The sequence below is a fragment of the Halomonas heilongjiangensis genome, from assembly GCF_002879645.1.
GTDB lineage: Bacteria > Pseudomonadota > Gammaproteobacteria > Pseudomonadales > Halomonadaceae > Halomonas > Halomonas heilongjiangensis.
In genome coordinates, this window is sequence record NZ_PNRE01000084.1 from 12,896 (window position 1) to 25,467 (window position 12,572).

General features: G+C 66.7%; 11 protein-coding genes and 2 tRNA genes. 10 read left to right on the top strand and 3 right to left on the bottom strand.

The window, feature by feature from the left end:
• Positions 1 to 2: 2 nt before the first annotated feature.
• The 10 genes from secG to pnp all read left to right on the top strand — a co-directional run bounded on the left by secG (position 3) and on the right by pnp (position 9,752).
• Positions 3 to 362, top strand: a complete 360-nt coding sequence (secG, locus tag C1H66_RS18015; protein WP_102629262.1) for a preprotein translocase subunit SecG — start codon at positions 3 to 5, stop codon at positions 360 to 362.
• A gap of 42 nt (positions 363 to 404) precedes the next feature.
• Positions 405 to 491: transfer RNA gene (locus tag C1H66_RS18020), tRNA-Leu, on the top strand.
• 132 nt (positions 492 to 623) lie between these two features.
• A tRNA-Met gene (locus C1H66_RS18025) sits at positions 624 to 700 on the top strand.
• 238 nt (positions 701 to 938) lie between these two features.
• Positions 939 to 1,400: a ribosome maturation factor RimP gene (rimP, locus tag C1H66_RS18030; protein WP_102629263.1), complete on the top strand. Its 462-nt coding sequence runs from the start codon at positions 939 to 941 to the stop codon at positions 1,398 to 1,400.
• Between the two features lie 66 nt (positions 1,401 to 1,466).
• Positions 1,467 to 2,957 carry a transcription termination factor NusA gene (nusA, locus tag C1H66_RS18035; protein ID WP_102629264.1) on the top strand — a complete coding sequence of 497 codons (1,491 nt, stop codon included), beginning with the start codon at positions 1,467 to 1,469 and terminating at the stop codon, positions 2,955 to 2,957.
• A gap of 104 nt (positions 2,958 to 3,061) precedes the next feature.
• Positions 3,062 to 5,575: a translation initiation factor IF-2 gene (infB, locus tag C1H66_RS18040; protein WP_102629265.1), complete on the top strand. Its 2,514-nt coding sequence runs from the start codon at positions 3,062 to 3,064 to the stop codon at positions 5,573 to 5,575.
• Between the two features lie 16 nt (positions 5,576 to 5,591).
• Positions 5,592 to 6,032, top strand: coding sequence for a 30S ribosome-binding factor RbfA (rbfA, locus tag C1H66_RS18045; protein ID WP_102629266.1), 441 nt, complete (start codon positions 5,592 to 5,594; stop codon positions 6,030 to 6,032).
• Complete coding sequence (gene truB, locus C1H66_RS18050) at positions 6,032 to 6,949, top strand: tRNA pseudouridine(55) synthase TruB (protein WP_102629267.1); 918 nt, start codon at positions 6,032 to 6,034, stop codon at positions 6,947 to 6,949. The genes rbfA and truB overlap by 1 nt, the downstream gene beginning before the upstream one ends.
• A 79-nt stretch (positions 6,950 to 7,028) precedes the next feature.
• Positions 7,029 to 7,298, top strand: coding sequence for a 30S ribosomal protein S15 (gene rpsO / locus C1H66_RS18055; RefSeq protein ID WP_102629268.1), 270 nt, complete (start codon positions 7,029 to 7,031; stop codon positions 7,296 to 7,298).
• Positions 7,299 to 7,619: 321 nt separating this feature from the next.
• A complete protein-coding gene (pnp, locus tag C1H66_RS18060; RefSeq protein WP_181423436.1) occupies positions 7,620 to 9,752 on the top strand; it encodes a polyribonucleotide nucleotidyltransferase in 2,133 nt (710 codons plus the stop codon).
• A gap of 200 nt (positions 9,753 to 9,952) precedes the next feature.
• On the opposite strand, the gene C1H66_RS18065 is transcribed toward pnp, so the two are convergent.
• From C1H66_RS18065 to panC, 3 genes are all read right to left on the bottom strand, one after another.
• Positions 9,953 to 11,128, bottom strand: coding sequence for an acetyl-CoA C-acetyltransferase (locus C1H66_RS18065; RefSeq protein WP_102629270.1), 1,176 nt, complete (start codon positions 11,126 to 11,128; stop codon positions 9,953 to 9,955).
• Between the two features lie 173 nt (positions 11,129 to 11,301).
• Positions 11,302 to 11,682 (bottom strand): aspartate 1-decarboxylase, encoded by a 381-nt coding sequence (gene panD, locus C1H66_RS18070; protein ID WP_102629271.1) that lies wholly within the window; start codon positions 11,680 to 11,682, stop codon positions 11,302 to 11,304.
• 34 nt (positions 11,683 to 11,716) lie between these two features.
• Positions 11,717 to 12,565 carry a pantoate--beta-alanine ligase gene (panC, locus tag C1H66_RS18075; protein ID WP_102629272.1) on the bottom strand — a complete coding sequence of 283 codons (849 nt, stop codon included), beginning with the start codon at positions 12,563 to 12,565 and terminating at the stop codon, positions 11,717 to 11,719.
• Between the last annotated feature and the right edge of the window lie 7 nt (positions 12,566 to 12,572).

Here is a 12,572-nt window from a genome sequence, read left to right on the forward strand (position 1 = left end):
CCATGCAAGTTGCCATTCTCATGATCCACGTGGCGATCGCCATCGCCCTGGTCGTCCTGATCCTGCTGCAGCAGGGCAAGGGCGCCGAAGCCGGTGCCGCCTTCGGTGGCGGTGCCTCACAGACGGTGTTCGGTTCCCGCGGCAGCGGCGGCTTCCTGTCGAAGTTCACCGCCGTGCTGGCGGCGGCCTTCTTCGCCACCTCGCTGGCGCTGGCCTGGTACGCCACCCAGGCCAGCCAGGCCCCGGAGGCCGGGATTCCCGACTCGCGGCTGATCGAGCAGCAGCAGAGCGTTCCGACCCTTGACGACGAGGGCGGCGACGTGGATAATACCGCGCCAGTGCTGGAGGAAAGCGGCGACTGAGCCATCGGCTCGGTTGTTCGTCACGATCCCGGCCTCCCCGATGCCGAAGTGGTGGAATTGGTAGACACGCTATCTTGAGGGGGTAGTGACCTTACGGTCGTGCGGGTTCAAGTCCCGCCTTCGGCACCATCTGATACCCACGAGTCATGGCGCCGAGTGCGCAAGGATCGTCGGATCATCAGACGCAGGATTGGCAGTAGTGGTGGCTTTGATGCCTTGACGACAGTGAGAGTCAGGCATACAATCACCGACCTAGATTGATGCGGGGTGGAGCAGTCTGGTAGCTCGTCGGGCTCATAACCCGAAGGTCATCGGTTCAAATCCGGTCCCCGCTACCATCTTCCAGGCAGGCGCCTTCCGAGAGGTCGAGTTCGGAAACATGGGGCTGCCGCCTAGCCGAAGTGGTATTACAGGTTTCTTGTGAAAGCCCCTTCCTGTGAAGGGGCTTTTTGTTAGCAGCTTGCCCGGCGACGCATGGCGTCGAGGGCGCTGTTTCGGGCAACGCCAATCAGCCACCTGACTTTCCTGTTCACTCCCGGCCAGGTGCCTGATGCAACGGCTGTAGGAGCTTTTTCCGTGGCAATCAAGGATGCTGCGCTGCATGCGCTGATCGAGCCGGTGGTCACGGCCATGGGGTTCGAACTGTGGGGCATCGACTTCCTGTCCCAGGGCAAGCACTCGTGCCTGGTGATCTATATCGATCACGAGGAGGGGGTGAGCGTGGACGATTGCGCCGATGTCAGCCGCCAGGTCAGTGCCGTACTCGATGTCGAGGACCCGATTCGCGGTGAATATCGCCTGGAGGTCTCCTCGCCCGGCATGGACCGACCGCTCTTTACCCTCGATCAGTTCGCGCGCTACCGGGGTCACGAGGTGAAGCTCAAGCTGCGCACCCCTTACGAGGGGCGTCGCAAGTTCCAGGGGTTGCTGGCCGGCATCGAGAACGATGAGGTGCTGCTGCAGCTCGACGGCGAGGAGTACTGCTTTCCCATCGATAGCATCGATCAGGCGCACATCGTGCCCCGGTTCGAGGAGTGATCCCGGCCCCCGAGGGTGGCGAACGAGCACGATGCTCAAGGACAGGTTTTCTGGCGAGGCATAGGCATGAGTAAAGAAATTCTGACGGTCGTTGATGCGATCTCCAACGAGAAGGGCGTTCCCCGCGAGGTGATCTTCGAGGCCGTCGAAGCGGCCCTGGCCAGTGCATCACGCAAGCGCTTCGAGGGCGAGGAAGCCAGCGTGCGGGTGCATATCGATCGACGCACCGGCGACTACGAGACCTTCCGCCGCTGGGAGGTCGTCGAGGACGACGACTTCGACGGCCCCGACGCCCAGATCAAGCTCACCTTCGCCGAGCGCCGCGACCCGCCCCTGGGGCTGGGGGATGTGGTCGAGGAGCAGATCGAGAACGCCGTCTTCGGCCGCATCGCCGCCCAGACCGCCAAGCAGGTCATCGTGCAGAAGGTGCGCGAGGCCGAGCGCGCCGAGGTGGTGCGCCTCTATGCCGAGCGCGAGGGCGAGCTGGTCGCCGGCATCGTCAAGAAGACCACCCGCGACGGCCTGATCATCGATCTCGGCGACAACGCCGAGGCCTTCCTGCCGCGTAGCGAGATGATTCCCGGCGAGCGCTACCGCATGAACGAGCGGGTCCGCGCGCTGCTGACCAAGGTCGATCCCGAGGCGCGCGGCGCCCAGTTGATCCTGTCGCGCACCTGCCCGGAGCTGATCATCGAGCTGTTCAAGATCGAGGTGCCGGAGATCGCCGAGCAGCTCATCGAGATCAAGGGCGCGGCCCGCGACCCCGGCTCCCGGGCCAAGATCGCGGTCAAGACCAACGACCGGCGCATCGATCCGGTGGGCGCCTGCGTCGGCATGCGCGGTTCCCGCGTCCAGGCGGTCTCCTCGGAGCTGCAGAACGAGCGCGTGGACATCGTGCTGTGGGACGACAACCCCGCCCAGCTGGTGATCAACGCCATGGCGCCGGCGGATGTCGCCTCGATCCTCGTCGACGAAGACGCCCACGCCATGGACGTGGCCGTCGCCGAGGACAACCTGGCCCAGGCCATCGGCCGCAGCGGCCAGAACGTGCGCCTGGCCTCCGAACTCACCGGCTGGCGTCTCAACGTCATGACCGAGGACGAGGCCGAGGCCAAGCGCGACCAGGAGATCGACAGCCTGGTCGAACACTTCATCCAGCACCTGGACATCGACGAGGAGGTCGCGCGCCTGCTGGTCGAGGAGGGCTTCACCTCGATCGAGGAAGTCGCCTACGTGCCGGTGGAGGAGATGCTCGAGATCGAGGAACTCGACGAGGAGCTTGTCGAGGAGCTGCGCGCTCGTGCCAAGGACGAGTTGCTGAACCTGGCCATCGCTTCCGAGGAGGAGCTCGACGGCGCCCAACCGGCCGACGACCTGCTCGAGATGGACGGCATGGAGCGTCACCTGGCCTTCATTCTGGCCAGCCGCGGGATCGTCACCATGGAGGATCTTGCCGAGCAGTCCGTCGATGATCTGCTGGATATCGAGGAGATGGACGAGGAGCGCGCCGCGGCACTGATCATGACCGCCCGTGCGCCATGGTTCGAAAGCGAATAGCCGAGAACGAATAGATCGAGAGCGAATCGCTCGTCGTCGAATCATTCGAGTCAGGAATCATTCGATAGCGAACAGTATTAGGTCACGGGCTGAGGAGGGTCGTAATGTCAGAGATGACCGTTAAGGATTTTGCAGCGAAGGTGGGTCGCGACGTGCCCCGCCTGCTGGAACAGATGAAGGAAGCCGGGCTCGAGCACCAGTCCGAGGGCGATGCCGTGTCCGAGGAGGACAAGCGCCAACTGCTCGATTTCCTCACCAAGAGCCATGGCGGCGGCGGTGCCGGGGCCAGGAATCGCATCACCCTGACCCGCAAGACCAAGAGCCGTATCAAGACCGGTGAGCGGGGCAAGACCATCGAGGTGCAGGTGCGCAAGAAGCGTACCTACGTCAAGCGCGCCGAGGAAGAGGCGCCCGCGCCCGAGCCGGCCGAAGAGTCCGGCCCGCGCCAGCTGGTCGGCGACATGGCCGACTCCCGGCAGGCCCGGGCCGAGCTGGAGGCCCGCGAGGCCGAGGCAGAACAGGCGCGTGTTGCCGAGGAGGCCGCACGCGAGGAGGCGGCGCGGACCGAGTCCTCGAAGGCCGCCGAGGTGCCCGAGATTCCGGTGCCCGTGCTGGAGGTGGCGCAGGAGGCCACCGACGAGCCCCCCGCACCGCCCAAGGAGGGCCGCAGCGATCGCCGCACGGCGCCGCCGAAGAAGGCCGCCGCCAAGAAGAGTCGTGGGGGTCGCGACGACGACGACCGGGGCGACCGCGAGGAGCGACGCCGCGGCGGCAAGAAGGTCAAGCGCGCCGAGCGTCGCGGTACCCGTCGTGGCGGCAGTCAGGGCGGCGGCAAGCACGGCTTCCAGAAGCCGACCCAGCCGATCGTGCGCGAGGTGTCGATCCCCGAATCGATCAGCGTCGCCGACCTGGCCGACAAGATGTCGATCAAGGCCAACGAGGTCATCAAGGCCATGTTCACCATGGGCGCGGCGGTGACCATCAACCAGACCATCGACCAGGACACCGCGGCCATCGTGGTCGAGGAGATGGGCCACAAGCCCAGGCTGGTCAAGGACGATGCGCTGGAGACCGAGGTCCTCGAGGGGATCTCCTACGAGGGCGAGGAGATCACCCGTTCGCCGGTAGTCACGGTGATGGGCCACGTCGACCACGGCAAGACCTCGCTGCTCGACTATATCCGCCAGGCCAAGGTGGCGACCGGGGAAGCCGGTGGCATCACCCAGCACATCGGCGCCTACCATGTGGAAGACAAACACGGTGGCGTGACCTTCCTGGATACCCCGGGCCACGCGGCGTTCACCGCGATGCGTGCCCGCGGTGCCAAGGCCACCGACGTGGTCATCCTGGTGGTCGCCGCCGATGACGGCGTGATGCCCCAGACCGTCGAGGCCATTGAGCATTCCAAGGCCGCCGAGGTCCCGCTGGTGGTGGCGGTCAACAAGATCGACAAGCCCGGCGCCGATCCGGACCGGGTCAAGAACGAGCTGTCACAGCACGGCGTCATCTCCGAGGAGTGGGGCGGTGATACCCAGTTCGTCCACGTCTCCGCCAAGACCGGCGAGGGCATCGATGCCCTGCTCGAGGCCGTGCTGCTGGTGTCCGAGGTGCTCGAACTCAAGGCCGTGCCGGAAGCGCCCGGCAAGGGCGTGGTGGTCGAGTCTCGCCTGGACAAGGGGCGCGGGCCGGTGGCCACCGTGCTGGTCCAGAACGGTACCCTGAAGAAGGGCGACATCGTGCTCGCCGGCCTTCACTATGGCCGCGTGCGTGCCCTGACCAACGAACTCGGCCAACAGGTCGATGCCGTGGGGCCGGCGATGCCGGTGGAGATCCAGGGCCTCGACGGGACCCCGGATGCCGGCGACGACTTCATGGTGCTGGCCGACGAGAAGAAGGCCCGCGAGATCGCCAACTTCCGGCAGGGCAAGTACCGTGAGGTGCGTCTGGCGCGTCAGCAGAAGGCCAAGCTGGAGAACATGTTCAGCCAGATGGGCCAGGACGAGGTGGCCAAGGTCAACATCGTGCTCAAGGCCGATGTCCAGGGCTCGCTGGAGGCCATCAAAGGGGCGCTGGAGGAGCTCTCCACCGACGAGGTGCAGGTGGCCGTGGTCTCCTCCGGCGTGGGCGGCATCACCGGTACCGACGCCAACCTGGCGCTGGCCTCCGAGGCCATCGTGGTCGGCTTCAACGTGCGTGCCGACGTCGCGGCTCGCGAGATCATCGAGCGCGAAGGCCTGGACCTGCGCTACTACAGCGTGATCTACCAGCTGATCGACGAGGTCAAGCAGGCCATGAGCGGCATGCTGGCCCCGGAGTGGAAGGAGGAGATCGTCGGCGTGGCCGAGGTCCGCGACGTCTTCCGTGCCCCCAAGATCGGCGCCGTGGCCGGCTGCATGGTGGTCGAGGGCACCGTCTTCCGCAACAAGAAGATCCGGGTGCTGCGCGACAACGTGGTGATCTACGAGGGCGAGCTCGAGTCGCTGCGCCGCTTCAAGGACGACGTCCAGGAAGTGCGCAACGGCATGGAGTGCGGCATCGGCGTGAAGAACTACAACGATGTCCAGGTCGGCGACAAGATCGAGGTGTTCGATCAGGTCAAGGTCGAGCGGACCCTCTGAGGGTCGAGGAGCGATCATGCGCGAGTTCAAGCGTACCGACCGGGTGGCCGACCAGTTGCAGAAGGAGCTGGCGGTGCTCATCCAGCGCGAGGTCAAGGACCCGCGCCTGGGCATGGTCACGGTGAGCGGCGTCGAGGTCAGTCGTGACCTCGGCTATGCCGACGTCCACGTGACCCTGCTGGGCGAGGATACGCCCGAGCGCATCAAGGAGAACCTCAAGGTGCTGCGCCAGGCCGCCGGCTTCCTGCGGGGCCAGATCGCCCGGCGCATCAAGCTGCGCCATGTGCCGGAGCTGCGTTTCCACTACGACGAGAGCGTGGTGCGTGGCCAGCGGCTGTCGTCGCTGATCGAGGAGGCCGTGGCCAGCGACAAGGCGCGTCACGGCGAGGAGCCCGGCGACGACGCAGCGGCCGGTGACGCCGGTGAGGCGTCCGGCAACGAGGGCGGGCGAGACTGATGGCGCGTCGGCGTCGCGGCCTGCCGGTGAACGGGGTGCTGCTGCTCGACAAGCCCAAGGGGCTGTCGAGCAACCACGCCCTGCAGCGGGCACGGCGTCTGTTCCAGGCGCAGAAGGCCGGCCATACCGGGACGCTTGACCCCATGGCCACCGGCCTGTTGCCGGTCTGCTTCGGCGAGGCGACCAAGTTCTCCGCCCAGCTGCTGGCGGCCGACAAGGTCTACCGCACGCGGGTGGAGCTGGGCGTGGTCACCGATACCGGTGACGCCGAGGGCGAGGTGCTCGAGCGTAACGAGGTGCCCCGGCTCTCCGAGGCCGATATCGAGGGTGTGCTCGCGCTGTTTCGCGGCGAGATCGAGCAGGTGCCACCGATGTATTCGGCGCTCAAGCATCAGGGGCGCAAGCTCTACGAGCTGGCCCGGGAGGGCAGGACGGTGGAGCGTGCAGTACGGCGCGTGACGGTGTATGATGCGCGCCTTCTCGCCTGCGAAGGCGACGCCTTCGAGCTGGAAGTGCGGGTCAGCAAGGGCACCTACATCCGCACCCTCGCCGAGGACATCGGCAGGACGCTGGGATGCGGTGGCCATATCAGCGCCTTGCGCCGCCTGGCGACGGGTCCCTTCAGCGGTGACGGGATGCTGAGTCTCGAGACGCTGGAGGGGCTGCCGGGACAGGCCGAGCGCGAAGCGGTGCTGCTGCCGGTCGACGTGCTGGTGGCGCACCTGCCGCGGTGCTCGGTCGATGCCGAGGCGGCCCGGCGACTCACCCATGGCCAGCCGGCTCGGGTCGATACCGGGGCCCTGGCGGCGGGCGAGACGGCAAGACTCTATCGTGACGAGGCCTTTCTGGGGCTCGGCACGGTGACGGGGCCACAGGAGGTGGCGCCGAAGCGGCTGCTGAGCACGGCGGCCGATTGAAGGGAAAGACGCTCGAGACTGCAAATATGCGTGGTCTCACACCTACATCATTCAGGCATATTGCTTACTGGAGAGACAGATGGCACTGACCGCTGAACAGAAGGCCGAGATCGTCAACGAATTCGGCCGTGGCGACAACGACACCGGTTCCCCCGAAGTGCAGGTGGCCCTGCTGAGCGCCAACATCGATGGCCTGCAGGACCACTTCAAGACCAACAAGCAGGATCACCACTCCCGTCGTGGCCTGATTCGCATGGTCAACCAGCGCCGCAAGCTGCTGGACTACCTGAAGCGCAAGGATTTCGAGCGCTATCAGTCGCTGATCCAGCGCCTGGGCCTGCGTCGTTAATCGACGCACCCCAAGCGGTAGAGAAACGGGCAGCCTTCGGGCTGCCCGTTTTGCGTCTTGGCTATGTATGCATGAAAGCGTCCGACTCGGGGCTGACCGGCGACAGGCCTTCGAGGGGGCGCTGTGAACCCCTCCCTGGGCGCTACCGACGCCTTCCCTGGCGTAGGACCCCCTCTCCGGCCTGTCCCCGGCGCCCCTCGTCGCTCCCGATGCGATTGTCGAACGGATATGTCGCTACCCGGTGGCCCTGGCGGCCGTCAACCCCTAAAATGGTCGCCGAGTCGAAACGACCCAAACACAGAAAAGTTGAAGGAAGTCGCCGTGAATCCGGTCAAGAAAACGTTTCAGTACGGTCGCAGCACCGTCACCCTGGAAACCGGGCGCATCGCCCGCCAGGCCTCCGGTGCCGTGATGGTCACCATGGACGACACCGTGGTGCTGTGCACCGTGGTGGCAAGGAAGGAAGCCAATCCCAACCAGCCCTTCTTCCCACTCTCCGTGCACTACCAGGAGAAGACCTACGCGGTGGGCAAGATCCCCGGGGGCTTCTTCAAGCGCGAGGGGCGTCCCACCGAGAAGGAGACCCTCACCTCGCGGCTGATCGATCGCCCGATCCGCCCGCTGTTCCCCAAGGGCTTCATGAACGAGGTGCAGGTGATCTGCACCGTGCTCTCCACCGACCGCAACCATGACCCGGACATCGCCGCCCTGCTCGGCACCTCCGCGGCCCTGGCGATCTCCGGCGTGCCGTTCAGCGGCCCGATCGGTGCCGCGCGGGTGGGCTTCGACGAGGACAAGGGCTATTTCCTCAACCCCACCGTGGAGGAGCTGGCAGGCTCCGAGCTGGACATGGTCGTCGCCGGCACCGAGAAGGCCGTGCTGATGGTCGAGTCCGAGGCCAAGGAACTGCTCGAGGACGAGATGCTGGGCGCCGTGCTCTACGGCCACCAGGAGATGCAGGTGGCGATCAAGGCGATCAACGAGCTGGTCGCCGAGGCCGGCAAGCCGAAGTGGGACTGGCAGCCGCCGGCCGAGAACACCGCCCTCAAGGACGCCGTGGCACAGGCCTTCGAGGCCCGGGTGGGCGAGGCCTATCGCATCACCGACAAGATGGCGCGTCAGGATGCGCTCGCCGGGCTCAAGGCCGAGGCGGTCGAGCAGCTCGCCGGTGAGGAGGAAGGCAAGTTCGACGCCGACGACGTCAAGGGCGCCTTCGCCGGCCTGGAGAAGCGCGTGGTGCGCTCCCGGGTCATCAAGGGCGAGCCGCGCATCGACGGCCGTGACCTCAAGACCGTGAGGCCGCTCTCCATCGAAGTGGGCGCGTTGCCCAAGACCCATGGTTCGGCGATCTTCACTCGCGGCGAGACCCAGGCGATCGTCATCGCCACCCTGGGGACCCTGCGCGACGCCCAGCTGATCGAGTCGCTGGAGGGCGAGCGCAAGGACCGCTTCCTGCTGCACTACAACTTCCCCCCGTACAGCGTGGGTGAGGCCGGCTTCATGGGCGGGCCGAAGCGTCGCGAGATCGGCCACGGCCGGCTGGCGCGCCGCGGCGTGCAGGCGATGCTGCCCGACGACGCCGAGTTCCCCTACACCATTCGCGTGGTCTCCGAGATCACCGAGTCGAACGGCTCGAGCTCCATGGCCTCGGTGTGTGGCTCCTCGCTGGCGCTGATGGACGCCGGGGTGCCGATGAAGGCACCGGTGGCCGGCATCGCCATGGGCCTGGTCAAGGATGCCGACGGCTTCGCGGTGCTGACCGACATCCTCGGCGACGAGGACCATCTCGGCGACATGGACTTCAAGGTGGCCGGCTCGGCCGCTGGTGTCACCGCCCTGCAGATGGACATCAAGATCGAGGGCATCAACGAGGAGATCATGGAGGTCGCCCTGCAGCAGGCCAACGAGGCGCGCCTGCAGATCCTCGAGCAGATGAACGCGGTGATCGGCCAGAGCCGTGCCGAGGTGTCCGAGAACGCGCCTTCCATGGCCACCATCAAGATCGATCCGGACAAGATCCGCGACGTCATCGGCAAGGGTGGTGCCACCATTCGCAAGATCTGCGAGGACACCGGCGCCTCCATCGACCTGGATGACGACGGTACCGTGCGCATCTACGCCGAGGACAAGGCGGCGGCCAAGAAGGCCATCGACACCGTGCTGGCGATCACCGCCGAGGCGGAGATCGGCAAGCTCTACCGCGGCAAGGTGGTGCGCATCGCCGACTTCGGCGCCTTCGTCAACATCATGCCGGGGACCGACGGCCTGGTGCACATCTCGCAGATCGTGCCCGAGCGGGTCAACGACGTGCGTGACTTCCTCAACGAGGGCGACGATATCGTGGTCAAGGTGCTCGACATCGACAACCGCAACCGGGTGAAGCTCACCATCAAGGAGATCACCCCGGAAGAGAAGGCCGCCTTCGAGGCCGAAGAGACCGCCACCGAGCTGTAAGCCTCAAGCTCGAAGCCGGAAGAGAAACCGCCCCCATGGCATGGCCATGGGGGCGGTTTACGTTTGGGTGCCGCGGCTTTCCCGGCGACAGGCCATCGCGGAGGCGCTGTGAACCCGTCCCTGGGCGCTACCTCTACCATCCATGGCAGAGGACCTCCGCTTTGGCCCGTCCCCGGCGCCGCTCGGGTTGCGGTGCGCGCCTACCGCTCGATAGCCAGCGCAACGCCCTGGCCGCCGCCGATACACAGGGTCGCCAGGCCCTTCTTGGCGTCGCGGGCGATCATCTCGTGCAGCAGGGTCACCAGGATGCGGCAGCCGGAGGCGCCGATCGGGTGACCCAGCGCGATGGCGCCGCCGTTGACGTTGACCCTGGAGGTGTCCCAGCCGAGCTCCTTGTTGACCGACAGCGCCTGGGCGGCGAAGGCCTCGTTGGCCTCGACCAGGTCCAGGTCGTCGAGGCTCCAGCCGGCCTTCTCGAGGCAGCGGCGGGTGGCCGGGGCCGGGCCGATGCCCATGATCGCCGGGTCGACGCCGGCGTTGCTGTAGGCCTTGATGCGAGCCAGCGGCTCGAGGCCCAGCGCCTGGGCCTTCTCGGCGGAGCAGAGCATCACCACGGCGGCGCCGTCGTTGAGGGAGGAGGCGTTGCCGGCGGTGATGGTGCCGTCCTTCTTGAAGGCCGGGCGCATGCCGCCGAGCTTGTCGGCCGTGGTTTCGCGGGGGTTCTCGTCGGTGTCGAAGACCACCGGGTCGCCCTTGCGCTGGGGAATCTCGACCGGCACGATCTGGCCCTTGAACTTGCCTTCCCTGATGGCGGCGGCGGCCTTCTGCTGGGAGCCGGCGGCGAACTCGTCCATCTCCTCGCGGGTGATGCTGTACTTCTCGGCCAGGTTCTCGGCGGTGATGCCCATGTGGTAGTTGTTGAAGGCGTCCCACAGGCCGTCATGGACCATGGTGTCGATGGCCTTCCAGTCGCCCATGCGCTGGCCGTTGCGCGAGTTGGGCAGCACGTGGGGCGAGGCGGACATGTTCTCCTGGCCGCCGGCGAGGATCAGCTCGGCGTCGCCGCAGCGAATCGCCTGGGTGGCCAGGTGCAGGGCCTTGAGGCCCGAGCCGCAGACCTTGTTGATGGTCATGGCGGGCACGGTATCCGGCAGGCCGGCCTTGATGGCGGCCTGCCGAGCGGGGTTCTGGCCGACGCCGGCGGTGAGCACCTGCCCGAGCAGCACTTCGTCGACCTGGTCGGCGGCGACGCCGGTGCTGGCCATGATGTCCTTGATCACCAGGGCCCCGAGGTCGCTGGCGGGAATGCCGGCCAGAGAGCCACCGAAGGCACCGACGGCGGTGCGGCGTGCTGCAACGATCACCACTTCTTGCATGAGGAGTTACTCCTGAGGTCAGTCGCGGGGGTAGTCCCGTCAGCATAGGGGACTCTTGTGCGCTGCGGCAATGCCCAAATAGGGGCGATGCCCGGATCACTCAGTATAGCGGGGGGTGGCGCGGGATGCAGGAAGGCGCCGGCGGCACCCGATAGTGCCGCCGGCCATCGGGCTCAGGCGAGCTGGACGGGAATGGCATGGCTGGTATGGCTGACGGCATTGCCTTCCTGCAGGTAGACCAGGGCCGGCTGGTGGGTGTCGAGTTCGGCCTCGTTGTAATGGGCATAGCTGCAGATGATCACCCGGTCGCCGACACCGGCGAGGTGGGCCGCGGCGCCGTTCACCGAGATGACCTTCGAGCCCTCCTCGGCGCGGATCGCGTAGGTGGTGAAGCGCTGCCCGTTCTCGACGTTGTAGATCTGGATCTGCTCGTTCTCGCGGATGCCGGACATGTCCAGCAGGTCGCCGTCGATGGCGCAGGAGCCCTCGTAGTTGAGCACGGCATGGGTGACACGGGCCATGTGCAGCTTGGCCTTGAGCATGATGGTGAACATGAGGGCGTGATCCTCCGAATAGTGGGGCAGCGCGTCAGCGCGGCAGGGTCAGGGTCAGGTTGTCGATCAGTCGGGTCGGGCCGAGCCGGGCGGCGGCGAGCAGTCTGGCCTCACGGGTCGCCGTGGTGATCGGGCCCAGGTCGGGAGCGCGCAGTTCCAGGTAGTCGGGCACGAAGCCGGCGTCGTCCAGTCGGGCCAGGCCCGCTGCCAGGGTGGTCTCGACCGGCTCGCCTGCCTCCAGCGCCTGGCGCAGCGCCTCCAGTGTCCGATAGAGGCGCGGGGCGATGGCTCGCTGCTCCGGGTCGAGGTAGCCATTGCGTGACGACAGGGCCAGGCCGTCATCGGCGCGCACGATGGGGACGCCGACGATCTCGATGGGGAAGTGCAGGTCGGTGACCAGGCGACGAATCACCGCCAGCTGCTGATAGTCCTTCTCGCCGAAGCAGGCCACCTGGGGCTGCACCAGGTTGAAGAGCATGCCGACGATGGTGGCGACGCCGTCGAAGTGCCCCGGGCGCGAGCCGCCGCACAGCCCCTCGCTGACCCCGAGGACCCGGATCTGCGTCTGGGCCTCCAGGCGGCGAGGGTAGATCGTCGCGGTCGCCGGCGCGAACAGCAGGTCACAGCCGGCGCCCTCGAGCTTCTGCTGATCCTCGGCGAGGGTGCGCGGATAGGCGTCCAGGTCCTCGTTGGGGCCGAACTGCATCGGATTGACGAAGATCGTGGCTACCACCACGTCGGCGTGGCGGCGAGCGCTCTCGACCAGCGCCAGGTGGCCGGCGTGCAAATTGCCCATGGTGGGTACCAGGGCGATGCGCCGGCCGCGTCGACGGCTGTCGTCGAGGGTCTCGCGCAGGGAGGCTATCTCACGCAGGGTACGCATCTGAGCG